Below are 26284 nucleotides of genomic sequence, written 5' to 3'. Positions count from 1 at the left end.
TGGTTTGAACGTAGTACTACACCTGGAGTGGTGTCAATGGTGAGACGGAACGACCAGCGGCGCGCTGCCCTCGTGGACGCGGCGATCGAGGTACTGGCCCGGGAAGGCGCACGCGGCATGACGTTCCGCGCCGTCGACGCCGAGGCCGCCGTGCCCGTCGGCACCTCGTCCAACTACTTCGCCAGCCGCGACGACCTGCTCACCCAGGCCGGCGCCCGGGTCTACGAGCGACTCCAGCCCGACGAGGCCACGATCGCCCGCCAGCGGACGGCCGGCCGCGACCGGGAGACCTACGTCGTGCTGATGCGCGAACTCGTGAGCCGCGTCGCCTCCTTCCGCACCGGTTACCTCGCGCTGCTGGAACTCCGACTGGAAGCCACCCGGCGCCCCGAACTGCGCAAGGTCCTCACCGAGCGGGTCAGGGCGGACGTCGACGCCAACGTCGCCTATCACGAGGCGTCCGGCCTCCCCGGCGACGCCACCGCCGTCAAGCTGCTCATGCTGACGCTGAACTGGCTGATCGTCGAACAGCTCACCCTGCCGGACGTGTTCACGGAGGCCGAGCGTGAACAACTGGTGACAGCCGCGGTGGAACGCATCGTGGCGGCGGAGCAGAGCGGAGCAGCGGGGTAGCGGAGCAGCGGAGCAGACGACTCGATCCGAAACCCCGACAGGTGAGCGAGCGAGCGTGCCTGTCGAGCCGGTCCGGTACCTCCGACGATCTCTGTAGCCTGGCGTCGCCGTTCGTCGGGGGGAGTCGACCGTGGAGAACATCGTGTCCGTGGCCATCGGGGCCGCCATCGGCCTGATGGGGGTGGTGTTCGGTTCGTGGTTCACCGCGCGCCGGCAGGACCACATGTGGCTTCGCGAACAGAAGCTCAAAGCCGGGATCGGCTTCAGCACGGCCGTGGTTCAGCTGCTGGACCATCTGAAGGAAACCCAGCTGAGTGACGACGGTCCCGGTGCCAACGAGCTGGCGGACCGACTGCAGGAAGCACGCTCGGCCCTCTACCTGCTCTGCTCAAGCGACACCGTCGACCTCGCCGACGCTCTCGCGCGCCGGGTCTGGGGCACCCGGCCCACCGAAGGCAGGGACGACCGCCGGGCGGAGTTCCGAGAGACGTTGGACCTCCTGCGCCGCTTCACCCATCAACTCCGGCAGGAGATCGCCGGGTCGTAGCCTTCGCCGGGCGGCTTGCCCGCGGCGCCGGTTGTGGCGGCGGCTCCCCGACAGGCCGGTGGGGGTGCCGGGACCTGTCGGGCCGTACGGCGAGGGCCGGGCCGGGCCGGGCCGGGGAACCCTGCGCCGGCGCCGTCGAGAGCGCCTTCCGCGTGGCCCGCCAGGTACGCGAGAGCCTCACGGCCTGACCCTCGGGATCTGTGGCCGGCGGTCAGTCACGGACCTTCTTGTTGAACCAACCGAGCGAGTGGAGGACGGTCGCGCCGCCCGTGAGGATGCCGAGAGGAACGATCGTGAACCAGGTGGCACCGGCCTCCATGGCCAGCAGCAGGGCGATGGCGCCGATGACCAGCGCCACGAGCAGGAGCATGCCCAGAAGGACACGAATCGTGGAAACCAACGGAGGACTCTCCCCTGTTCAGCCGGGCTGTCGATGGGGCGAGTCTCCCAACGACGGCTTCCGAAGGCGCCAGTAGAACTACGTAATCGAAGCCGAATACGTAGGTTCAACCGCCCCCGTACGTCCTGTGCCCCGGTCGTCATCTGTCCCGTACGGCGGCGAACACTCCGGCGACGACCAGGACGTCGTGCCGTTCACGAAGCTGCCCAAGTCGAGCAAGCCGTCGTGGCGCCGGACCATCGACGCGTGGTCCTGATCCGTTCAGAACGGGAAGTCGCGGGGCTCTCCGCGCAGTGTGATCCAGCGGAGTTCGGTGAACTCCTCCGCCGCGAAGCCCGTGCCGAAGCGGCCCCAGCCACTGTCCTTCACGCCACCGAAGGGCATGTTCGGTTCGTCGTTGACGGGTTGATCGTTGACGTGCACTGTCCCCGCCTGGAGGCGGCGGGCGATGTCCAGCCCACGATGGGCGCCGCCGGTCAGCACACCCGCGGTCAACCCGTAGCGGGAGGCGTTCGCGCGTTCCACCGCGTGGTCGGCGTCGTCGACCGTCTCCAGGATCACGACCGGGCCGAAGGTCTCGTCGAAGGCGAGTTCTGCGTCCTCGGGGACGTCCGTCAGGACGGTGGGCGGGTAGCAGGGCGGTGCGGCCACTCCCCCGGTCAGGAGGCGGGCGCCCATCGAGACGGCCTCCTCGACACGGCGCTCCAGGAGGGACAGCGCCCACTTGTTGATCACCGGCCCGACCACGGTGCGCGGATCGTGCGGGTCTCCGACGGGCAGCGCGGCCGCCTTCTTGGTGAAGCGGTGTGTGAACTCCTCCGCGATCGGTCGCTCGACGTAGATCCGGCGGGCGCACATGCACACCTGTCCCTGGTGCACGAACGCGCCGTAGATCGCGGCGTCGACCGCGTAGGACAGGTCGGCGTCGGCGAGGACGAGCAGCGGGTTCTGGCCGCTGAGCTGGAGGACGACGCGCTTGAGGTGGCGGCCGGCGGTCTCGGCCAGCCGACGGCCGGTGGGCGTGGAGCCGGTGAAGTTGACGCGACGCACCGAGGGGTGGGAGAGGAGCGCGTCCGCGATGGCGCCGGCATCGCCGGGAGCATGGGTGATCACGTTGAGGACGCCCGGCGGGAGCCCGGCCTCGGCGAAGATCTCCGCCCAGAGGGTGCCTCCGGTGAGGGGGGACTCCTCCGACGGCTTGAGGACCACCGTGTTGCCGAGGGCGATCGGGCCGACGACGCTACGTCCGGACAGCACCAGGGAGGCGTTCCACGGGGCGATGGCGGCGACGACTCCGACGGGCCGGCGGACGGCGAGCGCCCGGGTCCCGGGGATGTCCGAGGGCAACACCTGTCCGACGGCGGCGTAGGGAAGTCCGGCGGCCTGTCGGAGCAACGCGACGCCGAAGTCCACCTGCACCGTGGCGTAGTGGCGGCCGCAGCCCGTCTCCCTCGTCAGCAGGTCGACGACCTCCTCGCGGCGGCGGTCGAGGATGTCGCCCGCGCGCAGGAGGATCCCCTGTCGCTCGGCGGGCAGCGCCTCGGCCCATCCGGCGAAGGCCGCCTGGGCGGCGTCCGCCGCCCGGCGGGCGTCCTCCGCGTCCCCCGCGGCGACCGTCGCCATGACGGCTCCGGTCCACGGATCGTGATCGGGGTAGGTTCCGCCACCCAGCGGTTCGGTCCACGCGCCACCGATGTGGTGGCGCACCGTGACCGGACGAGCCGGTCGGCCCGTGTCCGTCGCCGTGGGGTCGGGAACGCTCACCTGGTCATCTCCCTCTTCGACGACCGGGGAGTACCCCCCTGCCGCCGCAGATGGTAACCGACGGGTAGCAAGGGGAGGGGGAAGGCAGGAGTGGTTGTCACGGTAGTCAACATGGCGTTCGAATAGGTGAAACAGCCGGCGCTACCATGCGGCATGACCTCACGGACACCGCCGTCGGCATCCGACGAGCCTCCGAAGGGGGCCGCCGCGGGGTTCTCCCAGTCGCTGGAACGCGGGCTGCTGATCCTCTCCTCGTTCAGCGAGAATCGCCCCGTGCTGGGCATTTCCGACCTGGGGCGCACGGTCGGCCTCAATCGCAGTACCACCTACCGGTACGTGGCCACACTCGCCAAACTCGGCTATCTGCGACAAGATCCGGACTCCCGGAAGTACTCCCTGGGGCCCAGGGTCGTCGACCTCGGCTTCGCGGCGATCAACTCCATGGAGATCACCCGTGTCGCCGGGCCGTTCCTCCAGGCCCTGTCGGACGGGACGGGGTACACCGTGAGCATGGCCGTGCTCGACGGCCCGGACATCGTGTACGTCGACCGGCGGCGCAGCGCTCGCGCGGGCGCCTTCGCCATGGGGCTCCATCTGCATGTCGGCTCCCGACTGCCGGCCTACTGCACCTCGATGGGCAAGGTCCTGCTGGCACACCAGGAGCCGGCCGTACTGCGTGACCTGGTCGATCGCACCGATCTCGCCCGGCGGGGGCCGAAGACGATCACCGCGCGGGAACAGCTCATGGTCGCGCTGGCACGCGTCCGGCGTACTGGGTTCGCGCTGAACGACGAGGAACTCGCGCCCGGGCTGCGGTCGCTGGCCGCACCGGTGAGGGACCGCTCCGGCGTGGTGGTGGCCGCGGTCAACATCGCGATGCACCTCACGGTGTGGAACGCCTCGGTGGAATCCGTCATGCCACGCCTGGAAGCCCCCTTGCGGCGCGCCACGACGGAGATCTCCACCCGGCTCGGTCATCGGCCCCAGCCATGATCGCGAGGGATCGCGAGGGATCTCAGATGATGTTGTTTGATTATCCGGATCACTAGTCCCTACATACGGAACAGTACGGTCTCGTTTCATTGACACCGGCTCCGGACGGGCGCAGACTCGCGCCGCCACAGTCCGTGGATTCATTTTCACCAGGAGAACAGCGCTGTTCCCTGGGCCCGGGAGGCCGCCATGCTCATACAAGCCGCCGTGTTCGAGGAGCAGGACGGCCCGTTCCTGCTTCAGGACGTCGAGTTGGACGAGCCGGAGGCCGGCGAGGTTCTCGTACGGATCGCGGCCACCGGCATCTGCCACACCGACGGCCTGGCGCGTCACGGTGATCTCCCCTTCCCCACCCCGGGGGTGCTCGGCCACGAGGGCGCGGGCGTCGTGACCGCGGTGGGTCCCGGTGTCACGTCGGTGGCGGAGGGCGACCACGTCGTGATCGGCTGGCCCTGGTGCGGCGAGTGCCGCAACTGCCTGGACGGCGAACCCCGTTACTGCGCCCGGCTCGGCGAACTCCTCGTCGGCGGAGTCCGGCCGGGGACCGGGGTCTCCGCCCTGCGGCGCCCCGGCGGCGGCGCCCTCCATGGACACTTCTTCGGCCAGTCCTCGTTCGCCACACACGCCCTGACCCGGGCCACCAGCCTGGTGAAGGTCCCCCGCGACGTCCCGCTCGACCTGCTCGGCCCCCTCGCCTGCGGGCTGTCCACCGGAGCCGGCGCCGTGCTGAACACCCTGCGCCCGCGGACCGGCTCCAGTCTGGTGATCTACGGCACCGGATCGGTAGGACTCGCCGCGGTCATGGCGGCCCGCAACAGCGGCGCGACCACGATCATCGCGGTGGACCGGCACACCTCCCGGCTGGAGCTGGCGGCGGAACTCGGCGCCACACACACCGTGAACGCCGCCGACACGGACCCCGTCGCCGCTGTGCACGACATCTGTGGCGGGCCCGCCGACAACGCCCTGGAGTGCACCGGCATCGTCTCCGTCGTACGCCAGGCCGCGGACTCCGTCGGCATGCTCGGCACTTGCGCGCTCATCGGCGGCGCCCCGGCCGGAGCCGAATTCACCCTCGACCACCTCACCACCCTGTGGGGCAAGCGCATCGTCGGCGTCCTCGGCGGCGGCGGTCGCAGCACCCAACTCATCGGCGCGCTCATCGAGTTGTACCGCCAGGGCCGCTTCCCCATGGAACGCCTCGTCACCTGGTTCACCTTCGACCAGATCGAGCAGGCCCTGGAGGCGTCGTACGCCGGCGATGTCATCAAGCCCATCGTCCGCATGCCCGCCTGAGCCCCGCGCGTCCCGACATCCCGCCCACGACCGCGCCTCACCGAAAGAAGCCCTTCATGTCTGTCACCCGCGACCTCCACATCGGTGGCAAGGACGTCCCCGCCCTCTCCGGCCGCACCGCCGAGGACATCAACCCCTACACCGGCGAGGTCTACGCGACCGTCGCCGCGGCCGGCCCCGAGGACGTCGCCCGGGCCGTGGACGCCGCCGACGCGGCGTTCACCGAATGGGCCGCGCTCGCGCCGTTCGCCCGCCGCGCGATCTTCCTCAAGGCCGCCGACCTGCTGGACGGACGTGCCGAGCAGGTGGCCGAGATCATGGCCCACGAAGCCGGCGGTACCCGGCCCTGGGCGTTCTTCAACGTGGCGCTGGCAGCGAACATCCTGCGTGAGGCGGCGGCCGCGATCACCGCCCCGCGCGGTGAGGTCCTCAGCGCGCAGAAGGAAGGCGCGCTGGGTCTGGCCGTGCGGGAACCACTGGGCGTGGTCGCGGCATTCGCGCCGTGGAACGCGCCGGTCATCCTCGGCGTCCGGGCCGTCGCCGCACCGCTGGCCGCCGGCAACACGGTCGTCGTCAAGCCCAGCGAGGACGCGCCGATCGCCTGCGGACTGCTCGTCGCGGACGTACTGCGCGAGGCAGGGCTGCCCGACGGGGTGCTCAACGTGGTCACCAACGCGCGCGAGGACGCCGCCGGGATCGCCGAGGCGCTGATCGCCGATCCCCGGGTGCGTGCCGTGAACTTCACCGGCTCCACCGGAGTCGGCCGGATCATCGGCACCCACGCGGCGAAGCACCTCAAGCCGGCCGTGCTCGAACTGGGCGGCAAGAACGCGGTGATCGTCCTCGACGACGCGGACGTGGACTACGCCGTCGACGCCGTCACCTTCAGCGTGTTCATGAACTCCGGGCAGATCTGCATGTCCGGCGACCGCGTTCTCGTGCACGAGTCACTGGCCGAGGAGTTCACCCGGAAGTTCACCGCCAAGGTCGCCTCCCTCCAGACCGGGGACCCCGCCCGCCCCAGCACCGTGGTGGGCCCGCTGGTCACCGCCTCCGCGGCACACCGCGTCGCCGCTCTGGTGGAGGACGCGGTCGCCAAGGGCGCCACCGTGCTGACCGGCGGAGGACGCCCTGAGGGCGCGGTGCACCCGGCGACCGTGCTCACCGGCGTCCCCAAGGAGGCGGACCTGTACTACGCGGAGGCCTTCGGCCCGGTCTGCGTCGTCGAGACGTTCACCGACGACGACACCGCCGCAGCCGTCGCCAACGACACCGACAACGGTCTGACCTGCGGCATCATCACCGAGAACGCCACCCACGGACTGGCCGTCGCCCGCCGCGTCCGTACCGGCATCGTGCACATCAACGACCAGTCCGTGGCCGACGAGCCGCACGCGCCCTTCGGGGGCGTCAAGGCCTCCGGGTACGGCCGGTTCGGGGGACGGTGGGGTGTGGAGGCCTTCTCCAACACCCGCTGGGTGACGATCGCGACCCAGCAGGCCCACTACCCCTTCTGAGCCGTCCGCCCCGGGCTCAGGACGACGCCCGCCGACAGCCCGGGGTCCTCGGCCCGCCCCCGTACCCCGTGGCGGAAGTCGATCGGGGTACGGCCCGCGCGCTGGATGAAGAACTTGCTGAACTGGGAGGGCGTGACAAAGCCGAGGTGGTCCGCGATCTGTGCCGCGCTCTCGTCGCTGTGCGCCAGCAGACGCTTGGCCTCCAGCACCACACGGCGGTCGATGAACTCCTTCGCGCTGAGCCCGGCACCCGCCAGGGCCGCCCGGGCGAGGGTGCGCCCCGAGTAGCCGAGCATCTGGGCGTAGTCCTCCACCCGCCGGGTGGCGGTGAAGTGCCGTTCGACCGCGTCCCGGAAACGCAGATAGGTCTCGTCGGGCTCCGGAGCGGGGCCGCCGACCGGGACGGTGAGATGGGCCAGCCGCAGCAGGAGGACGGCCAGCAGGTGACGCAGGGCCATGATGTGCAGGTCGAGCGGCAGATGACCGAGCGACTGGAACTCATGGCGCAGATGGTCCGCGGCCAGGGTCACCGCGTCGGCGTCGGCGGCGACGGGAGTGGTGACGACCGGTGCGTGCGGATCGTCGACCCTGGCGGCTGTCGCCGTGGCCGGGTCCAGCACGTCCTCCCGGAAGAGGATCAGAGTGCCCTCGGCGCGGGCGAGGTCGCCCCACTGGTGCACCTGCCCCGGGCGCACCCACAGCCAGGAGGCCGGCAGCAGTGCGTGGTCGTCGAAGTCGACGACGTGCCGGAGGCCGCCCGCGGTGAGCGTGAGCAGATGATGGAAGTCGGGCCGCTGGGGCCGGGCGAGGGTGCGCTCGGGGACGCGCCGCCGTAGCTCGGCCAGCGACATGACCTCGATGCCGGCGGGGGTGCCGGCGGGCGCGGCGAACAGGATCTCCGGGATCTCGCGCGGGGAGTCGTGTCGCTTTTTGGCCATCATCAGTCGGAAGTTTATCCGGCTTCCTCCCGGCGCTCTTCGTACGTTGGTCGTGCCGCTGCGGAAACGGAACGTCCGAAGAAGGAGCCCCCCCCACATGTCCGAAGCAACCGCCGGCTCCTCCCCCACGACCGTCGTCACCGGTTTCACCGGCCCGCCACGGGCGTCGCCGTGCACGGCGACCACACCGTCCGGGGCGCCGTAACCTCGTCGGCGAGGACGACATGGCCGACGCGGCCGACGCGGTGCCGTCCCGGCCGGACGACCACGCGGGCATGACGTACGGCCCGACCGGGCCCGAGTCGCTCTCGCCGGACGACGCGGCACTCATCCGGTCCGAGCAGCTCGGAGGCGCCGTCACCTACCGGACCGAGACGGTCGAGAAGGCCGACGTCGTCCGCGCCACGGCGCGCTGATGCGCCGACACACGCGGAGGAATCGCACCGACCTGCCAGACAGGGACGGCAGCGTGTCGCATTTTGACCATCATCAGTCGCCAATCCTCCGGAAGAAACCGTCTCCCTCGGCATAGTTTGAACACATCTCCGCCGGAACCATCGATCCGTCCCGGCCGGGCCCCCGAGCAAGGAAGACAGTCATGAGCAACGCGAAGAACTCCGTCCTTCAGGCCGCCACCGAACTGTTCGGCGACAAGGACCCCTCCGCCGTGGACCGCTGGGTGGCCGCGGGCTACAGGCAGCACAGCGCGCTCGCCGCCGACGGGCCCGAGGCCCTGCGCGGGCTCGTCGCCAGTCTGGGTGAGGACTTCCGCTACGAGGGCGCCAGGGTCATCGCCGACGGTGACCTGGTCGCCCTGCACGGCACCTACCACGGCTTCGGTCCGGACCCGCTCGTCGGGTTCGACATCTTCCGCGTCGACGCCGACGGCAAGCTGGCCGAGCACTGGGACGCCCTGACGCCGCTGGTCAAGGACACCCTCTCCGGCCGCTCCCAGACCGACGGTCCCGCCGCGGTCACCGAGCCCGGCAGGATCGACGCCAACCGTGCCCTGGTGGCCGAGTTCGCGGAGAAGGTCCTCGTCGGCGCCGACTACTCGGTCCTCACCGACTACATCTCCACCGAGACCTACCACCAGCACAACACCGACGCCGCCGACGGCCTCGACGGCTTCGGCGCGGCCGCGGCCAAGTGGGCGGAGCAGGGCAAGAACCTGATCTACAAGAAGGTCCACAAGGTCATCGCCGAGGGCGAATTCGTCCTGACGCAGTCCGAGGGCGAGTTCGGTGTGCCGGTCGCCTACTACGACCTCTTCCGCGTCGCGGACGGCCGCATCGTCGAGCACTGGGACGTCATCGCGCCCGCCCCGGCCGAACTGCCGCACGGCAACGGTCTGTTCTGACCGACCCGCGCACGCCCCAGGATCACCGACCACCTCGACGGAGCGCACAGGCATGAGCGACCTCACCTACGCGGGCAAGACGTACCGGTTCAGCGTCGACAACGGCGTCGTCTTCCACAACACCTACAGCCCCGACGGCACCACGCTGCACTACGAGACCGTGGCCGGCCCCACCGCCGGCGCGAGCGAGGACGTCACGCTGCACACGGCCGAAGTCTCCCCCGGCGTCTTCCTGCTCGGCTGGGTGGAGAAGTCCGGCATGACCGTGACCCACGCGATGAACCTCAACACCCTTACGGTGCACGCCTTCTGGACCTACGACGTCGACGGGGGCCGAATCGGCGAACTGCACCTCGGCAGCCTCGAAGAGATGTGATCCACCCGCCGGTGGGGCGGCGTCGCACACCGACACGCGACGCCGCCCCACCGGCACACCGGCACACCGGCACACCGAGTCAGCCGACCCGTTCCTCGAACTCGTACGTGACCTTTCCGAGCCGGTTCCGGACGACGAACCGTCCCTCCGACCACTCGGAACGCGCGAAGACGTCTCGCATGTCCAGGTAGTGGGGTCGCTCGGTCATCCACCGAACGTCAGGTGCCGCCCCGGATTTCCTCGTGATCTCGACGCGCCACGCTTCCCCGACCTCGCGGTTCAGACAGCGCACGACACGTGCCCTTGCCGCCCTGTCCGGCGAGGTCTTCGACAGCCGAGCGATGGGCAGTACGAGGCTGAAGTCCTGGTGGCGCAGCGCCTCACACGCCTCGCGGATCGCTGTCTCGACGGCATCGCCCCGGTCATTGCGTCCTGCAAGATCGACCAGCGCTTCCTCGACCACGGCGAGCAGACAGGTGTCACGCGCCCGTGGCGGAAGGGCATGGAGACGGCCGAAGTCGACGTCCTCGACGACGTACTCCGACGCCCCGAGGGCTTGCCAGTACTGCTCGGACTGCGTTCTGCCGGGAACACACGTGATCTGGATCTTCGAGCAGCCGTCGACGTCGAGCCCCTTCGGCAACAGCGCGACCACGCCTTCACGGACGTGATGGACCAGCCACCGAAACGGAACTCCGTTCGACATCGACACATCGTCGGCCGCCTCGACGGCCAGCATCGTCAACTTCACCAACGCTCCCCGCTGAGGCAGCACCCACAACGCTCTCGCACAACGGAATGCCGTACGCCCGCGACCAGCCACTCTAGCCATGCCTTCCGAACACCTGGCCGAGTACACGCCCGGGCCACGGTAGATCTCGAACCAGGGCTGGCGCAGGTCGACAGCCGCGCCGAAGAAAATCACCGCGTCGCCTTGATCGCGCCGACGACGATCGCCGCCGTCCCAGCGAGTCGGAGGGCGACGACGAAGGCGACGGTCATCGCTCCGGAGCGACGGTCGGCCTCGCGGTCGGGTGTGTACACGGACGGGTCGTCGGGGGCGTAGTGGATGGTCAGGTCGCGGTCGAGGGAGCGGCCGGGATCGGGAACGTCGTCGCGGGCGAGAGCGGTGACATGGGTGCCCGCGCCGGTGGTGAACGTGATGACGGGAGCGTGGGAGACGATCTCACCACCGCTCTCGTCGTCGGTGTGGACGTCCCTGGTGACGGCCACGACCCGCGCCGGTACGGCGACGGCCGAGGCCAGCAGGGCGTCGCGGGCCCGCACCGCGCGGATGTCGGGGCTGCGCAGCGCGGCGGCGGTCAGCAGGGCGCCGAAGCCGAGCAGCGCCCATGGGTATCCCCAGTGGACGGTCGCGTGGATCACCAGGCCGACGAGGAGAAGCATGACCGCGCAATCGGGGCCCGTACGCCCGCTCTTCTCACCGTCGGTGTCGAGCACGACGGCGAACCGGAGCGGTCGGCCGGGCGGGTAGCGCACCTCGATCTCCCGGCCCACCCACGCCTGCTGGACGGCGTCGCCGTGCTCGCCGGTGTTGGACAGGGTGAACTCCCGCCCGGTGGCCGGGTCCTGGAAGGCGAGGGTCACCGGTATCCCGGGCTTCTGCGAGTCACCGTGGGCCGGCTGTCCCACCTCCACGATCCGCGCCGTCACCCACACCGCCCGCTGGGCCCGGGTGACCCCGGCCAGGACGCGCCCGTATCCCAGGAGGGCGAGCCCCGTGGGCACCAGCCACCAGAACTCCAGTACCGCGTGCCCGCTCATTCAGACATCCACTCGGAAGACGCCGCTGGAGGGGTCGACGGCGGCCGGAAGCCGTTGGCCCAGGCGGAAGGAGACATCGCGTGTGCGCCTCCACGTCGTCTCGAACGTCCGGAATCCCGGCCCGCTCACCCGCAGACCGACCTCGACGCCGGCAGTCTCTCCGTCCCAGTCGAAGTCGGTCAGTTCGGTGATCTCCGCGGTCGCCGGGACCCCGACGGCGTCGAGCCGCCGGTTCTGCCTCCGCTCCTCGGTGGTCTGGAGCCAGAACGCCAGGCCCAGGGGGAGGAAGACCACCGTGAAGACGATGCCGACGACCAGGACGTCCGCGTCGGTGAAGACGGCGAAACCCAACATGACCGGCCCGGACAAGCACATCACGGCAGCCGTCTCGTACTGCCCGAAGCCGCCTCTCGATATCCGCGTCCACTGGATCCCGTCCCCGTCGTCGGTCATTCAGTGCTCCGCGGTCTCGGTCGGGCGGTGCCGCCGACCGGCATGACCACTCTGGACCAGGGCGAATTCCCCCACGCTGGGGATTCCCATCCGCTTCTCCTCTTCTCCTGGTGGTGACCACCTGTGCCGCTGCTCGGGCCGGTGCCGGTGCCGTTCATGGTGCGGACGCTAGGCGGCCCAGGACGCCTACCGATCCCAGGTTCGGCCCCTCCCATGCGGGCGAGCGACACGGACAGGGCCGCAAGGACACCGCTCAGGCGCGTCCCGACTCCCACCGCGGCTCCCGAGTCGCTCGACGGGATGGCCGATCGGCCAGTCTTCCTTCGCCGTTCGGCAGGGGCGGTCCGGAAGCTCGGCAGAGGTGTCGGGACGTCCGGAGCCGCGACGTTGGGCACATGACTCAGACAGAGGTCTCGCACGAGACGTCACCTCCGCGGCGCACGGCACCGGTTGAGCCCGCCGTCGTGGTCGAACAGCAACCGCAGCCGCAACAGCCGTCGTCGGTGGGGCGGTTGGTCGGGGTGGACCTGGCCCGCGCGCTGGCGGTGTTCGGCATGTTCGCCGTACACGTCGCCCCGCCCGCCGAGGACAGGAGTGGCTTTGCCGGCTGGATGCTGGAACTGGCCGACGGCCGGTCGTCGATCCTGTTCGCCACCCTCGCCGGGTTCTCGCTGATGCTGATCGCAGGCCGCCGGGAGCCGAAGACCGGCCTGGCCGGCCGGCAGGCGATGGCCCGGATCGTGATCCGTGCCGTGGTCCTGCTGGCGCTGGGCACCGCGCTGACGATGCTCAGGACCGGGATCCTGGTGATCCTCGCCTTCTACGGGGTGTACTTCCTGCTGGCTCTGCCCCTGGTACGGCTGCGGGCCAGGACGCTCGCGATCATCGCGGCCGTGCTCGCGGTCGTCACGCCACAGGCTGCGTTCGGCCTGAACCGACTGCTGACCCCGTCGCTCATCGAGACCATCGAGAGGTACGACCCGATCACCCGGATCGGCGGCGACGGACCGCTGAATCTGCTGCTCAACGGCACCTACCCGGCGATCACCTGGATGCCGTTCGTGGTCACGGGCATGGCGCTGGCCCGGCTCGACCTGACCGCCGGCGCGGTGCAACGCCGACTGGCCGCGGTCGGCCCCGCGATGATGGCGCTCGGATACGGCTCCGCCTGGCTGATAGGGAAGCTGTACCCGCCGATCCAGGGCATGAGCACCGACCTGAAGGACCTCATCGGGGACATGAGCCCGGAGCAGATCAAGGCTCTGGAACCGGGAGACCCGGCCTTCGACGCCGTACAGAAGAAGCTCACGGACGACTCGACCGAGTACCTGTCGCTGCTGGGAGCCGACGGACACAGCGGGACGACCTTCGAGATCGTCGGCAGCCTCGGCGTGGCGATCACCGTGCTCCTCCTCGCGACCGTGGCCATGTCCCGGGTGGCGTGGCTGCGTCGGCTGGCGAGCCCGCTGATCGCCGTGGGCACCATGTCCCTGACCCTCTACGTCGCCCATGTCGTCGCCTACACCAAGCTGCCCGACGGTTCCACCGACACCTTCGTGCCGCTGCTCGGTTTCATCGGTGGGGCGATCCTGTTCGCCGCGATCTGGTCACGCTTCTTCCGTCGCGGACCGCTGGAGTACCTGCTCAACAGCGCCACCAAACTGGCGAAGTTCGTCCGGTGAGACAGAGGGGTCAGGGTGCGAGCGCCCTTCGCCCGAACGGCGCGCTCGCCCTTCGCTCGAACAAGGTCGGCTCCCGGCCGGGCCCGGACACGGTGACCACGGCTCGTGTCCTCGGGTACGCTCGGCGCCGACCACGAGCCGCCTGTCGTCCGCGCCGTACCGCTGGGGCTGGTACCCCGGTCGGTGTGGCCCGGACGTGGCCGCGCTCCTCGGCCGGGCGGCCACCCGGCTCGCCGGTCACCGCCGTCGTCGTGGAGGTGCCGTGGCCCGCTGGGCGAAGCTGGCCGAGGTCGTGACCGCCGGCGCGGTGACGACCCGGCAGTACCCGCCACGACAGGGCCGGTTGCTGTTCGCGTGGTGGTTGTGCCTGCCCGTCGCGGCGATCGTCACCGGCGTCGTCAACGTGCCCGGGCAGCCCGCCACGGCGATCGGCCTGCTGGTCGCCGCGGTCGCCCTGCTCTTCCGGTTCACCCGGCCGATCGCCTCGCTGCTGGTCGGGACCGGCGTCGCGATCATGGCGTTGATCTGGCCGAGCCTGGCCCTGTCGGCTTTTCTCTGGCCGGTGAGCGTGATGCTCGCCTACGCGGTGGGCCGCCAGGTGCCGGCCACCCGCCGCGCCGTGGCCGCCCTGTCGCTCGCCACTGGCGTGCAAGCCGTGAGCAACCTTGTCAACCGGGGCGTCGAGCTGAAGGCCGACCTGGGCGATGTCGGCCTCATCGTCGTCTCCGCCGTGCTGCTGGTGGTGCTGCCGGGCGCCATCGGCATGCTGCAGGGGGAGCGCGCCCGGGCCATCGACGCCCTGCACGAACGCAACGTCCTGCTGGAACGCGCCAACCTGCTCGGGGAGTCGCAGGCCCGTATGCAGGAAAGGGCGCGCATCGCCGGCGAGATGCACGATCTGCTCGGGCACCGGCTCAGCCTGATCGTCCTGTACGCCGGGGCCCTGGAGATGCGCACCCGCACCACGGCCCCGGAGATCAACGAGCAGGCCGACCTGCTGCGGACCACCTCCCGGACCGCACTCGACGAGCTGCGCACCGTGCTGGGCATCCTGCGCCTCGACGGCGCCGAACGAACCGACGGCGCCGAATCGGTGACCGGCACGCGCGAGGACGTCGGCAACCTGGTCACCGAGGCCCAGCACGCGGGCCTGCCCCTCACCCTGTCCTGGCACGGCGACGACCTCACCGACGCCGACGCCGGCATCCGCCGGGCGGTGAACCGCATCGTCCGCGAATCCCTCACCAACGTCCACAAGCACGCCCCGGGCGCGCCCACCCGGCTGACCGTCACCGTCGAGGCCGAGAAACTCACCGTCCATGTACGCAACGCCCCGCGCCCGCCCGCTGTCCCGCCGCCCAGGAGCGGTCTGGGACTGGCCGGCCTGCGCGAACGCGCCCACCTGGCGGGCGGCGGCTTCACCGCCGGCACGGACCCGGTCACCGGCGAATACGCTGTCACCGCCGAGCTTCCCCTGCGCCAGGGAAGCCCGGGCGAACTGAGCCCGGCCATCGATCGATCCGCTCGGGCCGACCGGCAGATGTTCCCCTCCCCCGCCGGCTCCGAGGAAGGGCCCTCCCACGACGCGTCACGGAAGAAGACCAGGACGGCCTTCGTCGCCCTCGCCGGAGCCGCCACCTTGATCGGCGGCGGCATCGGCCTCAGCGCCTACTACGACTTCTCCTTCTAGTCGGATCAGGAACGGCCGACCGGCGGAACGACTCCTGCGTCGTGCGCCAGGATGGCCGCCTGGACCCGGTTGGTGCAGCCGAGGGCGGCGAGGATGCGACTGACGTGAGCCTTGGCGGTGCCTTCGCTGATCAGGAGCGCCTTGGCGATCTCAGCGTTGGACGAGCCCTCATGGAGCAGGGCCAGCACGTCGCGCTCGCGGTCGGTCAGGGCCTCGACGCGGCGCCGCGCCTCGTCGACCTGGCTCAGGTCGCGGTTGACGTGGCGTTCGATCAGCTGCTTGGTGACCCGGGGCGAGAGGACGGGTTCACCGGCGGCCGCCGCCTGGACGGCCCGGATCAGGTCGTCGGGCGGGGTGTCCTTGAGCAGAAACCCCGCGGCGCCGCAGCGCAGCGCCCGGGTGACGTAGTCCTCCTCGCCGAAGGTGGTCAGCATGACCACGTGGGTCCGCGGTGCCACCTTTCTCATCTCGGCGGCCGCGGCCAGCCCGTCGACGCCGGGCATGCGAATGTCCAGCAGCGCGACGTCGACGAGGTGTTTGCGGGCGAGTTCGACGGCGTCGGCACCGCTGTCCGCCTCGGCCACGATCTCGATGTCGTCCGCGACGTCGAACACGAACCGGATCCCGGCGCGAATCAATGTCTCGTCATCGACCAGGAGCACCCGAATCACCCTGCCACCCCCTCGGTCGGCCGCTACGTCCCTGACGGCCGACGCGCGAGCCGGCTCCGGCCAGGTCGCGACGAATGTCGCGGGTGTTGGCACTCCGATTATGAACGGACGGCGTGGAAGCGCGGACCGAACGGCGATGTACGGTGTTTCAGGCTTGTCCGACGGTATTTCCCGCATCCGGGTACCGAGGTCCGGAAACAGCGTTCAGCACTTGCCGTCCGACACCTGCAGTCCCTTGTTGGCGCCCGCTGTCCGGCTCACGATGCTCGGCACACAGTTCGCCGCGTCGAGGCTGTGGGCGTACGGGATGCCGATCGTGGTGTTGGACTTGGGGTCGGGGCCGGCCGGATGGTTCTCACTGCCGGGGCTGGACCAGGTCACGTTGTCGAAGGTGTTGCCGCCGACCTGCCAGTATCCGGCGACATCGGTGTAGAAGGTGCCCAGGACGTCCTTGGAGTCCTCGAAGTAGTTGTTGTCCACCTTGGCGCGCGCACCGGCCCGGGAGTTGATGCCGGACTCGTTCAGGCGCAGGTAGTGGTTGTTGTACATGTGCGCCGTCCCGCCACGCAGCAGTGGGGCGCGGGAGTCGATGTTCTCGTACCGGTTGTGGTGGTAGGTGATGAAGCTGTTCGAACGGTCGCTCTCACTGTTCCCGACGAGCCCCCCACGGCCGGAGTTGCGCAGCACGCTGTACGACAGCGTCACGTACTGGGTGTTGTCCTTGAGGTCGAAGAGGCCGTCGTACCCCTTCGACTCCCCGCCCGATGCCTCCAGGGTGGTGTGATCGATCCAGACGTTGCGGACGTCGCGTTCCATTCCGATGGCGTCCCCGCCGTTGGACGTGGGCGAGCCGGACTTCTTGACGTTGCGGACCGTCACGTTCTGGATGATGACGTTCTTCGCTTCCCGGAGGTGGATGCCGACTTGGTCGAAGACGGCACCGGCGCCGACTCCGATGATCGTGACGTTGCTGACCTTCTTGAGCTCGATCACGCCGTCGGCGGTGTCGCAACTGCCCCCGGACACCTTCTTGGTGTTGCCGTGGTTGATGGTCCCCTGGACCTCGATGGTGATCGGCGTACTGGTGGCGGCACGTCCGCACAGGGCCGCGTGGATCGCCGTCCCGGTGGTGGCGCGCACCGTCTGTCCACCCGCGCCGCCGGTGGTGCCGCCGTTCTGGGTCGCGTAGCCCGTGACGCCACCGGTCGCCGCCGACGCCTCGGACAACGGCAGAACCGTTCCCATCGCGGCGGCGAGGCCGGTCATGGCCAGTGCCGTACGGAGTCGCCGGGTGGTTGATCGCCTCATCGTTTCTCCCCTTCGCCATGCGCCGTCGAATGCCGAGCACTGAGCTGAGTACCGATCTGTCCGCTCACTTCATGGCGGACTGTGGTGGCGACGATGCGAACTGTTCGAGAATATGAACGAGCCGGACAGCATTACAGGGCATCGAAGCCGGAGAAAGCGCTTTCCGGGACCGTAAGCGCATGGCGCGAACACGTCAACGCTATGGACATGATCAACAGACATGTACGTGAACTCCACCCAACCCTGCCCTGCCCAGCCCTGTCCCAACGCGTAACCGATGGGTTACGCTTCAGCGTGTGGACGAACTGAGCGAGGTGGCCTACGCCATCGCCGACCCCGTGCGCCGGGAGATCCTGATGATGCTGCGCACCACACCGCTGACGGCCGGCGACATCGCCGCCCAGTTCACCATCAGCCGGCCCGCGGTCAGCCGCCATCTGCGCGTCCTGCGGGAGAGCGGCCTGGTCCAGGACCAGCAGACCGGACGGCACCGGCACTACTCGCTCGTCCGCCCACGGCTGGGTGACCTGGCCGCCTGGCTCACGCAGTTCGACACCCGGCACACCGACTGGACACAGCGCCTCGCCGCGCTGGACACCGAGGTCCACCGCACGCGGCGGGACCGCGAGCGGACCGGCCCCGCCCACGGCCGACCGCCCGCACATCACCCCACGGAGGACACCGCATGACGCCCGAGCCCACCGGAAAGCTCGTTCCCACCCCGACGGGGCACGACCTGATCCTCACCCGCACCTACCGCGCCTCGGCCGACGACGTCTGGGCGAGCGTCACCGAACCGGAGCGCACCGCCCGCTGGTTCGGCCCGTGGCGAGGCCAGGCGGCGCCCGGCGGCACCATCGAGGTGCAGATGCTGTTCGAGGACTCGGCGCCCTGGTGCCCCCTGCGGATCGACGTGTGCGAACCACCGCGCAGGCTCGCCGTCTCGACGGAGGACGACGCCGGTTCCTGGAAACTGGAACTGCTGCTGACCGAGTCCGACGGCACCACCGAACTCCGGCTCGTCCACCACCTCACCTCCACCGACCGGCTCGCCGAGACCGGCCCGGGCTGGGAGTACTACCTCGACATGCTCACCGCCGCACGCGACGGCGGACCACGACCCGACTTCCAGGACTACTACCCCGCGCAGAAGGCCTACTTCGAGTCCCTGGCCTGACCGCGGCAGGCGGCCACCCACCCCCGTCGGCCTCGGCGAGAAGGCCCGAGCCGACTACGATCCGGTGCGCGGAGGCGGATACCATCCAGCCTCATCTGCCTCGCCACGCTGATGGATCGGACAATCTGTGAGTACTGCTGGTCCCGTCGGGCGGATCCAGCCCGCTCGCCCCGGTGATCCGTCTCGTGTGGGTCCCTACCGTGTGGTCGGCCGACTCGGCGCGGGCGGCATGGGAACCGTGTACGCCGCGCTCACGGACGGCGGGGACCGGGTCGCGGTGAAGGTGATCCATTCCGTGCAGGCGGAGGATCCGGAGTTCCGGGCCCGGTTCCGCCGTGAGGTGCGGCTTTCCGCCCAGGTCCAGGGCCCGTTCCTGCTGCCGCTCCTGGCGGCCGACCCCGAGGCCGACGCCCCTTGGCTGGCGACCGCGTACGCGCCGGGCCCCACCCTGGCCCAACACCTCGCCGCCCATGGACCGTTGACCGGCGGCACCCTGTACGCCTTCGCCACCGGCACCGCGCAAGCCCTCGCGGCCATCCATGCCTCCGGGGTCGTACACCGGGACGTCAAACCTCAGAACGTGCTGCTGACCCCGGCCGGGCCCCGCGTCCTGGACTTCGGCATCGCGCACGCCGCCGACGGCACCAGCGTCACACGGACCGGAGTGCTGACCGGCACCCCGGGCTGGATCAGTCCCGAGCACTACCGCGGTGGCGTCACCTCGGCGGAGGGCGATCTGTTCGCCTGGGGCGGGCTGGTGGCGTACGCGGCGACCGGCCGGCTCCCCTTCGGCACCGGTGCCGCGGAAGCCGTGGCCTACCGTGTCATGTCGGGCAGCCCGGACCTCGACGGCGTCCCCGAGGCCCTCAAGGAGATCCTGGATCGGGCCCTCGCCAAGGAACCCGCCGAGCGGCCGGACGCCGCCGGTGCCGCCGACGCCTGCGCGCGGCTGCTGGCGGCGGAGTCCACCCAGCTGCTCGACGGCCACCGGGCGGCGGAAGCGGGCGACGACCGGACGCTCGTCGGTGAGTTGGTCACCGCGCTGTGGTCCATACCCGTCGCCGACGACCTGCCCTGGCCCTCACCGGCACCCGTCCGTCCGCCAAGTTCAGCCCGGCGCCGCGCCGTTGTCGCCGTCGTCGTCGCGGCGGCCGTCGTGGGCGCGACGGTCGGCGGCGTACTGGCCCTGCGCCACGACGGGCGCGACGGCCGCGACACGGATACGGTCGGCGGTTCCGGGACAACCGCCTCGACGGCGGCGTCCCAGGGCGCTTCCGGCTCCGGTGCGGACTCCGGGCCGACGCCCTCCGCCGGCTCCGGCACACGGGCCACCGGCCGGACGGCGACCGATCCGCGTGCCGTCCCCGTCCCGGTCGACCCGCTCGCCGGGGTGGCCGATCCCGCCTTCACCCGCGCGGACGACGAAGCCCAGCCCGTGCCCGGCGAGTGGCGCGCCAGCAGGGGCGCCGACGGCACGGAGGAGCAGGAGGCCGCGGCCGACATCGCGGATCGGGTGACCGCCATGCTCGCCACGAAGGACATGGCCTTCATGGAGCCGACGGTGACGTTCAACCGGCAGGCGCAGACCGTGATGGTGACCGGGGGACCCATCTCCACCCTGACCGACGACTACAAGGAGGTCTTCCGCCGGGCGAGCGAGACGGCCGCCTGCGTCACCCTGGCCCACCGTCTCAAGGACTCCCCGACCAGTTGGCCGTACGGCCGTTTCTCCGTCTACTGGAAGGACCACGACGGCCAGGACGAGGCCACCGTCCTCGGCTTCGGCAGGGCCACCACGGGCTGCTACGCCGAGGAGGCCGGACAGCGCCAGGGCACCGACGAGGGCATCGTCACCGCCCAACTGCCCAGCGGCGACAAGAGCGAGATCCGTGTCGCCGACGCCACGGTCAAAGCGATCACCAGCGCCTGGGACACCCGCGTCGCGGAGGGGCACGGACTGGAGCCCTTCGACCACGAGGACGCCATCACCCTCGGGTTCGACCCCGTCGAGGAGATGATGTACGTATGGGCCCTGGACGGCTCCGGCGTTCTCTCCGGCCGTGCCCAGCAGTCCCACTTCCGGGAGGTCGTCGCCAAGACCGCCTGCCCCAGGCTCCTCACGGAGTACAACGCCGACAAGCGCTGGACATACACCCGTTGGACGATCGCCGCCTACCAGGGAAACAGCGCCTGGCCCCAGCTCTTCGCCTCCGGCAACTGCCTGCCCTCCGAAAGCCGCCCATGACGGTCGAGGACATCGTCGCCGCCCCTCCCCCGGCGGTCAGCCGTGGGAGGGGCGGTGGACTCGGGGGTCAGGAGGTGACGATCTGCCATTGCTGCCGTGTCAGGGACGCGTACGGCTGCTGCTCGACGGCGGCGCCGTCGGCGGTGCTGCCCTCGTCGACGGCGAGGCAGAGTCCGCTGTAGCGGTTGACGAGGAAGTGGTACCCGTCACCGGTGGGGGTGACGGCCCAGTGCTGCTGGGGGACGTCGAAGTCCGCGTAGATCGCCACGCTGCCGCCGTCGTCGCGGGAGAGCCCGGCCACTTCCATGAGCTTGCCGCTGTTGACGCCCTTGATCTCCTAGTAGCCGTCGCCGGTGGAGGCGAAGGTCCACTTCTGGGTCGCGTTGTTCAGCCAGGGCCACTGCTGGACCCTGGTGCCGTTGGCGGTGCCGAAGTCGTACACGTCGGCGACCTTGCCGCTGTTGCGGTTGACCAGCCGGTACACGGTGCCGTCGCCCGGCAGGACCCTCGACACCAGGGCGGGCCTGGCCGTCCGGCCGCCGATCCGGACACCGCCGATGTTGGCGTAGCCGCCGGTGGCCGCGTTCGCCTGGATCCGTACGAAGCCCACGTTCCGGGCGGCCCACTCGACCACCTTGGTCTTGCGGTTGCCGGCCCAGGTGCCGGTGGCGACCTGGGTGAAGGTGGTGCCGTCGGTGCTGGTGGAGATGGTGTACGAGGTGATGTCGCCGTCGGTGGAGTCGTTGCGGTTCCACTGCTTGGGCAGGTACTCCAGGGTGGAGACGTTGCTCCACACACCGCCCAGGTCGATGGTGAGCGAGTGGGGCAGAGCCGGGGACAGTCCCCAGGTCGACCAGCAGGTCTCGTAGCGGACGTCGCTCAGTCCGTCGATGGCGTTGAGCGGTCCCTCGCCGGTGCGGGAGGCGGTCGCGTAGGCGCTGACCGGGGTGACGGGGTGCTCGGCGCGCAGCAGTTGGGTCGGCAGCGCCGGCCTGGAGGCGTCGGGGCTCCACACCGCGCCGACCTCGGCCAGCCGGTTGACGACGTTGGTGTCCAGCAACCCGTTGCGGTTGGGCGGGCAGTTCAGGATGAACGAGGTGTACTTCGGTTCCAGGTCGGCCAGATGGGACAGGATCGCGTCCTTGCTCATGAGGCTCTCGGTCGGTGTGGAGGGGTGCCAGAACCAGCCGTTGCTGATGGTCTGGCCCTGCATGCCGGCGTAGGTGTTGCCCGTCGGCGCCGTGACACCGAGCGGCTCCTCGAAGAAGATCGCGTCGCTCAGGAAGGGCTCCGACATCCCGCCGATGTCGATCATGACGCAGTCCGGCTGCAACTGCTTCACCAGCGAACGGATCCGCTGGTAGGAGACGGCCTGCTGACCCATCTGCCAGGCGTAACCGTCCGTCATGAACATATCGATGGTGCCGTAGTCGCTGAGCAGTTCGGTGATCTGCCCCAGCATGAAGGTCATGTCGCCGGGCTGGATGGCGTCGGTGAGTTCGAGCCCGGTCACCTTGTGCCGGCTCTCCCACGCCTCCACGCCGAAGGTGCGGTCCCAGATCGAGTAGTAGAACCCGACCTTCAGCCCCTTCGCCCGGAACGCGTCGCAGTACGCCTGCACCACATCGTGCTTGTACGAGCTGTTCATGACGTTCTGGGTGCCATGGGCGCTCGGCCACAGGGCGAAACCGTCGTGGTGCTTGGTGGTCAGGATGCCGTAGCTCATCTTCGCGGCGGCCGCCGCGTCGGCCCACTGACCGCAGTTGACACTCGGCGGAGCGAACAGGGCGGGGCTCTGGTGGGGTTCGGCCCACTCCTGGTCCGTGAACGTGCCCAGGCTGAAGTGGTTGAACATGCCGAACCGCATGTCGACCATCCTGCTCAGGTTGGTCTGCGTGTCCGCGGCGGCGGCCTGCGGCAACAGGCCGGAGAAGCCGGGGACGATCGGCAGGGCGGTCGCGGCGGTCGCCGCCCCGGCCGCGCCGAGGAACGTGCGGCGAGTGATTCTGCGTGTGGACATACTCACTCCTGAGGGCCGAGTGCAGGTGGGGCGACAGATGCCGCACGCCGTGTGCGTTCGCCGCACTGACATCGGATGTATTAAGGGGCACCGCCCCATGCCCTGTCTAGAGGTTCAGAGGAAATCGCAGACCATAACTGCCGGTTGCGTCGTGATTTCTGGAGTGGAGCATCGAAACATCGGAGGGGCTGAGCAGATCAGCGAACGGATGTGAACCGGTCCAGGTGGAGCGGTGCTTCGGTGCGGGCCGTGATGTGCTCGACGGTGACGCCCGGTGCGGTCTGGACGAGGGCGAGGCCGTGTTCGGTGATGTCGAGAACGCCCAGGTCGGTGATGACCCGGTGGACGCACCGCTCGCCGGTCAACGGCAGGGTGCACTCGGTGCGGAGCTTCGGGGTGCCGTCCTTGGCGGTGTGCTCCATCAGGACGACGACGCGGCGGGCACCGTGGACGAGGTCCATGGCACCGCCCATGCCCTTGACCATCTTGCCGGGGATCATCCAGTTGGCCAGGTCACCGGCGGCGGAGACCTCCATGGCGCCGAGGACGGCGGTGTCGATGTGCCCGCCGCGGATCATTCCGAAGGACAGCGCCGAGTCGAAGAAGCTCGCGCCGGGCAGGACCGTGACGGTCTCCTTGCCCGCGTTGATCAGGTCGGGGTCGGCCTCGGCCTCCGTCGGGTAGGGCCCGGTGCCGAGGATGCCGTTCTCGGAGTGCAGGACGACATGGACGCCGGGCGGGAGGTGGCCGGGGATGAGGGTGGGCAGGCCTATGCCCAGGTTGACGTAGGAGCCGTCGGTGAGTTCGGCGGCGGCGCGGGCGGCCATCTGCTCGCGGGTCCAGCCCGGTGGGGTGTCGGCGGTGGTGCTCATGCCCGTACGGTCCTCTTCTCCATGTGCTTGTCCGCGGCCTCGGCGGAGGTGAGGGGCACGACCCGCTGGACGAAGACGCCCGGCGCATGGACGTCCTCCGGGCTCAGGGCGCCCGGCTCGACCAGTTCCTCCACCTCCGCCACGGTGATCCGGCCGGCCATCGCGGCCAGGGGATTGAAGTTGGCGGTGGCGCGACGGAAGACGAGGTTGCCGTGCCGGTCGCCGCGCCAGGCCCGGACGAGCGCGAAGTCGGTGGTGATGCCGTGCTCCAGCACATGGACGCGGTCGGTGAACTCGCGGGTCTCCTTGGGCGGGGAGGCCAGCGCGACCGTGCCGTCGGGGGCGTACCGCCAGGGCAGGCCGCCCTCGGCCACCTGGGTGCCGACCCCGGCGGGGGTGTAGAAGGCGGGGATGCCCGCGCCGCCCGCGCGCAGGCGCTCGGCCAGCGTGCCCTGCGGCACCAGCTCCACCTCCAGCTCGCCCGACAGGTACTGACGGGCGAACTCCTTGTTCTCGCCGACGTAGGAGCCGGTGACGCGGACGATCCGGCCGGCGGCCAGCAGGACGCCCAGGCCCTGTCCGTCCACACCGCAGTTGTTCGACACGACCTTCAGACCGCGGGCGCCCTGGGCGAGGAGCGCCCGGATGAGCACGGCGGGGATGCCGCTGAGGCCGAAGCCACCGACGGCCAGTGATGCCCCGTCGGGGATGTCGGCGACCGCCTCGGCGGCGCTCGCGCAGACCTTGTCCATGGGGAAGGGGGCCTTTCTGTTCCTTCTCTGTTCCTGCTGGGTTGCTGCTGGGGTCGTGCCGCTCAGGCGTCCCCGTGCAGCGCGTCCGAGATCGGCTTGGCCCCTCCGTGCGCGGTGAATCCGCCGTCGACCGGGATGTCGGCCCCGGTGATGAAGGCGGAGTCGTCGGAGAGGAGGAAGGCGACGAGCGGGGTGATGTCGTCCACGGTTCCGGTGCGGCCGAGCGGTGTCTCGCGCAGGTTGGCCGCCCGGAACGCGGGCGCCGCCGAGGCGGTCATCTCGGTCTCGATGAAGCCGGGGTGGACGGTGTTCACCCGGATGCCGCGCGGCCCCAGTTCCATGGCGGCGGTCCTCGACAGCCCGCGCAACGCCCACTTGCTGGCGGTGTACGCCACCGGGTAGTGGGCGGTCAGGGCCGCCGACGAACCGACGTTGACGATGGACGCCCCCGGCCTCATCAGGGGCGTCAGGTGCTGGATCCCCAGCAGTGGGCCGGTGACGTTCACGGCGTGGACCCGGGCCATGTCCTCGGGGCGTACGTCGTCGATCCGGGCGCGCCAGGTGACGCCCGCGTTGTTGACCAGCCCGTGCACCTGCCCGTACGCCTCGCGCAGATCGGCGGCGAGCGCCGCCCAGTCCTGCTCGCTGGTGACGTCGAGGCGGCGGCAGCCGGCCGTCTCCGTCACATCGGTGGCGATCACCCGGGCGCCCTCGCGGGCCAGTGCCTCGGCCTCCGCCGCGCCCTGTCCGCGTGCCGCGCCGGTGACCACGACGACCTTGCCGGGGAGCCGCCGGGGACGCGCCGCGTTCACGGCCGCTCCCGGGGGCGGCGCCGGCCGAGGGGAACCGGTTTGACGTCGGCGCCGGTCACCACGGTGTTGGAGGTGCTGCCGACGCCCTCGACGGTGAGGGTGACCGTGTCCCCGGGCTGCAGCGGCGCCGGGTCCCGCCGGCCGCGTACGCCCCACAGTTCGGCGAGGCAGCCGCCGTTGCCGCAGGTGCCGGAGCCGAGGACGTCGCCGGGGCGCACCCAGGTCCCGCGCGAGGCGTAGGCGACCATCTCCTCGAAGGTCCAGCTCATGTTGGACAGCAGGTCCGTGCCCACCACCTCGCCGTTGACCTCGGCGCTGAGCGCCAGCCGCAGGAAGCCGTCGGCGTCGCGGTACGGCTCCAGCTCGTCGGCGGTGACCAGGTACGGGCCGAGCGTGGTGGCGGTGTCCTTGCCCTTGCAGGGGCCGAGGCCGACCTTCATCTCGGCGGACTGCAGATCGCGGGCGGACCAGTCGTTGAGGACGGTGTAGCCGACGATGTGGTCGCGGGCCTGCTCGGGGGTGAGGTCGCGGCCCTCCTTGCCGATCACCGCGGCGACTTCGAGTTCGAAGTCGAGGACGGCCGAGCCCGGCGGCATCGGGATGTCGTCGTACGGGCCGTACACCGCGTAGGGATTGGTGAAGTAGAACGTGGGGGCCGCGTACCACCGCTCCGGCACACCGGCGGCCCCGTCCACGGACCGTCGTACGCCCTCCACGTGTTCCTCGAAGGTGACGAAGTCCCGCACGGTGGGCGGCTGGAGCGGGGTCAGCAGCCGTACCTCGGAGACATGGGGGCCGGCCGGGACGCCGGGCAGGTCGGAGCCCGAGTCCAGCAGGTCGGGCAGGCCGCCTCCCTCGGTGAGCAGGCCGGTGAGGGAGTGGCCTCCGGGCAGGGGGCGGAGGGTGCCGTCCTCTTCGACGACGGCCACATGGTGCCGGTCGCGGTACTCGTAGGTGGCGAGACGCATGGTGGGTCCTGTCGGCGGGAGGCGA

General features: G+C 70.3%; 24 protein-coding genes and 2 pseudogenes. 13 read left to right on the top strand and 13 right to left on the bottom strand.

Going from position 1 to position 26284, the window contains the following annotated elements; all coding sequences use genetic code 11:
- Positions 1–36 precede the first annotated feature (36 nt).
- A complete protein-coding gene (locus tag J8M51_RS31865) occupies positions 37–633 on the top strand; it encodes a TetR/AcrR family transcriptional regulator (protein WP_086754073.1) in 597 nt (198 codons plus the stop codon).
- A gap of 130 nt (positions 634–763) precedes the next feature.
- Positions 764–1180: a hypothetical protein gene (locus J8M51_RS31860; RefSeq protein ID WP_086754075.1), complete on the top strand. Its 417-nt coding sequence runs from the start codon at positions 764–766 to the stop codon at positions 1178–1180.
- Positions 1181–1391: 211 nt separating this feature from the next.
- Here J8M51_RS31860 and J8M51_RS31855 read toward each other — a convergent pair whose 3' ends face one another.
- Both J8M51_RS31855 and J8M51_RS31850 read right to left on the bottom strand, forming a co-directional pair.
- Complete coding sequence (locus J8M51_RS31855; RefSeq protein ID WP_236067103.1) at positions 1392–1550, bottom strand: hypothetical protein; 159 nt, start codon at positions 1548–1550, stop codon at positions 1392–1394.
- A 291-nt stretch (positions 1551–1841) separates the two neighbouring features.
- A complete protein-coding gene (locus J8M51_RS31850) occupies positions 1842–3344 on the bottom strand; it encodes an aldehyde dehydrogenase family protein (protein ID WP_086754079.1) in 1503 nt (500 codons plus the stop codon).
- Between the two features lie 153 nt (positions 3345–3497).
- Here J8M51_RS31850 and J8M51_RS31845 point away from each other — a divergent pair, with 153 nt between their 5' ends.
- The 3 genes from J8M51_RS31845 (at position 3498) to J8M51_RS31835 (ending at position 7150) form a co-directional block, all read left to right on the top strand.
- Positions 3498–4337 carry an IclR family transcriptional regulator gene (locus J8M51_RS31845; protein ID WP_086754081.1) on the top strand — a complete coding sequence of 280 codons (840 nt, stop codon included), beginning with the start codon at positions 3498–3500 and terminating at the stop codon, positions 4335–4337.
- Between the two features lie 189 nt (positions 4338–4526).
- A complete protein-coding gene (locus tag J8M51_RS31840; protein ID WP_086754083.1) occupies positions 4527–5633 on the top strand; it encodes an NAD(P)-dependent alcohol dehydrogenase in 1107 nt (368 codons plus the stop codon).
- A gap of 56 nt (positions 5634–5689) precedes the next feature.
- Entirely contained in the window at positions 5690–7150 is a 1461-nt protein-coding gene (locus J8M51_RS31835; RefSeq protein WP_086754085.1) for an aldehyde dehydrogenase family protein, read from the top strand.
- Here the strand turns inward: J8M51_RS31835 and J8M51_RS31830 are convergent.
- Positions 7138–8091, bottom strand: a complete 954-nt coding sequence (locus J8M51_RS31830; RefSeq protein ID WP_179202964.1) for a helix-turn-helix domain-containing protein — start codon at positions 8089–8091, stop codon at positions 7138–7140. The two genes, J8M51_RS31835 and J8M51_RS31830, sit on opposite strands and share 13 nt — an antisense overlap.
- Before the next feature lie 221 nt (positions 8092–8312).
- Here J8M51_RS31830 and J8M51_RS31825 point away from each other — a divergent pair, with 221 nt between their 5' ends.
- From J8M51_RS31825 to J8M51_RS31815, 3 genes are all read left to right on the top strand, one after another.
- The gene (locus J8M51_RS31825) at positions 8313–8504 is read left to right on the top strand and encodes a Rossmann-fold NAD(P)-binding domain-containing protein (protein WP_086754088.1); all 192 of its coding nucleotides are present in this window, start codon (positions 8313–8315) and stop codon (positions 8502–8504) included.
- A gap of 182 nt (positions 8505–8686) precedes the next feature.
- Positions 8687–9448, top strand: coding sequence for a nuclear transport factor 2 family protein (locus tag J8M51_RS31820; RefSeq protein ID WP_086754090.1), 762 nt, complete (start codon positions 8687–8689; stop codon positions 9446–9448).
- A gap of 52 nt (positions 9449–9500) precedes the next feature.
- Positions 9501–9824 carry a MoaF-related domain-containing protein gene (locus J8M51_RS31815; RefSeq protein ID WP_086754092.1) on the top strand — a complete coding sequence of 108 codons (324 nt, stop codon included), beginning with the start codon at positions 9501–9503 and terminating at the stop codon, positions 9822–9824.
- A 79-nt stretch (positions 9825–9903) separates the two neighbouring features.
- On the opposite strand, the gene J8M51_RS31810 is transcribed toward J8M51_RS31815, so the two are convergent.
- From J8M51_RS31810 to J8M51_RS31800, 3 genes are read right to left on the bottom strand one after another with little or no spacing between them, the layout of a single operon-like run.
- On the bottom strand, positions 9904–10749 hold the full coding sequence (locus J8M51_RS31810) for a hypothetical protein (RefSeq protein WP_143673104.1): 846 nt from the start codon (positions 10747–10749) through the stop codon (positions 9904–9906).
- Positions 10746–11609, bottom strand: coding sequence for a DUF3592 domain-containing protein (locus tag J8M51_RS31805; protein ID WP_086754096.1), 864 nt, complete (start codon positions 11607–11609; stop codon positions 10746–10748). Before J8M51_RS31805 ends, J8M51_RS31810 begins: the two co-directional genes overlap by 4 nt.
- Positions 11610–12062: a hypothetical protein gene (locus J8M51_RS31800; protein WP_086754098.1), complete on the bottom strand. Its 453-nt coding sequence runs from the start codon at positions 12060–12062 to the stop codon at positions 11610–11612. It abuts the gene before it with no gap.
- A 395-nt stretch (positions 12063–12457) separates the two neighbouring features.
- On the opposite strand from J8M51_RS31800, the gene J8M51_RS31795 reads away from it, so the two are divergent.
- Positions 12458–13744, top strand: coding sequence for a DUF418 domain-containing protein (locus J8M51_RS31795; RefSeq protein WP_086754100.1), 1287 nt, complete (start codon positions 12458–12460; stop codon positions 13742–13744).
- A gap of 196 nt (positions 13745–13940) precedes the next feature.
- Positions 13941–15434: a sensor histidine kinase gene (locus J8M51_RS31790; protein WP_267299637.1), complete on the top strand. Its 1494-nt coding sequence runs from the start codon at positions 13941–13943 to the stop codon at positions 15432–15434.
- 5 nt (positions 15435–15439) lie between these two features.
- Here the strand turns inward: J8M51_RS31790 and J8M51_RS31785 are convergent, their stop codons facing one another.
- Positions 15440–16105, bottom strand: coding sequence for a response regulator (locus J8M51_RS31785; protein ID WP_086753983.1), 666 nt, complete (start codon positions 16103–16105; stop codon positions 15440–15442).
- 207 nt (positions 16106–16312) lie between these two features.
- Positions 16313–17413 (bottom strand): annotated as a pseudogene (locus J8M51_RS31780) (pectate lyase family protein); the annotation flags it as partial.
- A gap of 296 nt (positions 17414–17709) precedes the next feature.
- Between J8M51_RS31780 and J8M51_RS31775 the strand changes: the two are divergent.
- From J8M51_RS31775 to J8M51_RS31765, 3 genes are all read left to right on the top strand, one after another.
- Positions 17710–18102, top strand: a complete 393-nt coding sequence (locus J8M51_RS31775; RefSeq protein WP_086753980.1) for a metalloregulator ArsR/SmtB family transcription factor — start codon at positions 17710–17712, stop codon at positions 18100–18102.
- The gene (locus tag J8M51_RS31770; protein ID WP_086753978.1) at positions 18099–18590 is read left to right on the top strand and encodes an SRPBCC family protein; all 492 of its coding nucleotides are present in this window, start codon (positions 18099–18101) and stop codon (positions 18588–18590) included. The genes J8M51_RS31775 and J8M51_RS31770 overlap by 4 nt, the downstream gene beginning before the upstream one ends.
- 229 nt (positions 18591–18819) lie before the next feature.
- The gene (locus tag J8M51_RS31765) at positions 18820–20835 is read left to right on the top strand and encodes a serine/threonine-protein kinase (protein ID WP_406707527.1); all 2016 of its coding nucleotides are present in this window, start codon (positions 18820–18822) and stop codon (positions 20833–20835) included.
- Positions 20836–20902: 67 nt separating this feature from the next.
- Here J8M51_RS31765 and J8M51_RS31760 read toward each other — a convergent pair.
- The 5 genes and pseudogenes from J8M51_RS31760 to J8M51_RS31740 form a co-directional block, all read right to left on the bottom strand.
- A pseudogene (locus J8M51_RS31760) lies at positions 20903–22855 on the bottom strand (alpha-L-fucosidase).
- A 197-nt stretch (positions 22856–23052) separates the two neighbouring features.
- A complete protein-coding gene (locus J8M51_RS31755) occupies positions 23053–23727 on the bottom strand; it encodes a CoA transferase subunit B (protein ID WP_086753976.1) in 675 nt (224 codons plus the stop codon).
- Positions 23724–24479, bottom strand: a complete 756-nt coding sequence (locus J8M51_RS31750; RefSeq protein ID WP_086753974.1) for a CoA transferase subunit A — start codon at positions 24477–24479, stop codon at positions 23724–23726. Before J8M51_RS31750 ends, J8M51_RS31755 begins: the two co-directional genes overlap by 4 nt.
- Before the next feature lie 62 nt (positions 24480–24541).
- Positions 24542–25291 carry an SDR family NAD(P)-dependent oxidoreductase gene (locus J8M51_RS31745; protein WP_086753972.1) on the bottom strand — a complete coding sequence of 250 codons (750 nt, stop codon included), beginning with the start codon at positions 25289–25291 and terminating at the stop codon, positions 24542–24544.
- On the bottom strand, positions 25288–26259 hold the full coding sequence (locus tag J8M51_RS31740; RefSeq protein ID WP_086753970.1) for a fumarylacetoacetate hydrolase family protein: 972 nt from the start codon (positions 26257–26259) through the stop codon (positions 25288–25290). The genes J8M51_RS31745 and J8M51_RS31740 overlap by 4 nt, the downstream gene beginning before the upstream one ends.
- Positions 26260–26284: the final 25 nt, after the last annotated feature.

Source organism: Streptomyces griseiscabiei (genome assembly GCF_020010925.1).
GTDB lineage: Bacteria > Actinomycetota > Actinomycetes > Streptomycetales > Streptomycetaceae > Streptomyces > Streptomyces griseiscabiei.
This window is presented reverse-complemented; position numbering and strand designations above follow the sequence as displayed.

What these genes read in the sequence shown, in the direction of transcription:
- J8M51_RS31865 (WP_086754073.1), top strand. Translation starts at nt 37, where the DNA reads ATGGTGAGACGGAACGACCAGCGGCGCGCTGCCCTCGTGGACGCGGCG.
- J8M51_RS31855 (WP_236067103.1), bottom strand. Translation starts at nt 1,550, where the DNA reads ATGCTCCTGCTCGTGGCGCTGGTCATCGGCGCCATCGCCCTGCTGCTG.
- J8M51_RS31845 (WP_086754081.1), top strand. Translation starts at nt 3,498, where the DNA reads ATGACCTCACGGACACCGCCGTCGGCATCCGACGAGCCTCCGAAGGGG.
- J8M51_RS31840 (WP_086754083.1), top strand. Translation starts at nt 4,527, where the DNA reads ATGCTCATACAAGCCGCCGTGTTCGAGGAGCAGGACGGCCCGTTCCTG.
- J8M51_RS31835 (WP_086754085.1), top strand. Translation starts at nt 5,690, where the DNA reads ATGTCTGTCACCCGCGACCTCCACATCGGTGGCAAGGACGTCCCCGCC.
- J8M51_RS31830 (WP_179202964.1), bottom strand. Translation starts at nt 8,091, where the DNA reads ATGATGGCCAAAAAGCGACACGACTCCCCGCGCGAGATCCCGGAGATC.
- J8M51_RS31825 (WP_086754088.1), top strand. Translation starts at nt 8,313, where the DNA reads ATGGCCGACGCGGCCGACGCGGTGCCGTCCCGGCCGGACGACCACGCG.
- J8M51_RS31820 (WP_086754090.1), top strand. Translation starts at nt 8,687, where the DNA reads ATGAGCAACGCGAAGAACTCCGTCCTTCAGGCCGCCACCGAACTGTTC.
- J8M51_RS31815 (WP_086754092.1), top strand. Translation starts at nt 9,501, where the DNA reads ATGAGCGACCTCACCTACGCGGGCAAGACGTACCGGTTCAGCGTCGAC.
- J8M51_RS31805 (WP_086754096.1), bottom strand. Translation starts at nt 11,609, where the DNA reads ATGAGCGGGCACGCGGTACTGGAGTTCTGGTGGCTGGTGCCCACGGGG.
- J8M51_RS31800 (WP_086754098.1), bottom strand. Translation starts at nt 12,062, where the DNA reads ATGACCGACGACGGGGACGGGATCCAGTGGACGCGGATATCGAGAGGC.
- J8M51_RS31795 (WP_086754100.1), top strand. Translation starts at nt 12,458, where the DNA reads ATGACTCAGACAGAGGTCTCGCACGAGACGTCACCTCCGCGGCGCACG.
- J8M51_RS31770 (WP_086753978.1), top strand. Translation starts at nt 18,099, where the DNA reads ATGACGCCCGAGCCCACCGGAAAGCTCGTTCCCACCCCGACGGGGCAC.
- J8M51_RS31765 (WP_406707527.1), top strand. Translation starts at nt 18,820, where the DNA reads ATGGGAACCGTGTACGCCGCGCTCACGGACGGCGGGGACCGGGTCGCG.
- J8M51_RS31755 (WP_086753976.1), bottom strand. Translation starts at nt 23,727, where the DNA reads ATGAGCACCACCGCCGACACCCCACCGGGCTGGACCCGCGAGCAGATG.
- J8M51_RS31750 (WP_086753974.1), bottom strand. Translation starts at nt 24,479, where the DNA reads ATGGACAAGGTCTGCGCGAGCGCCGCCGAGGCGGTCGCCGACATCCCC.
- J8M51_RS31740 (WP_086753970.1), bottom strand. Translation starts at nt 26,259, where the DNA reads ATGCGTCTCGCCACCTACGAGTACCGCGACCGGCACCATGTGGCCGTC.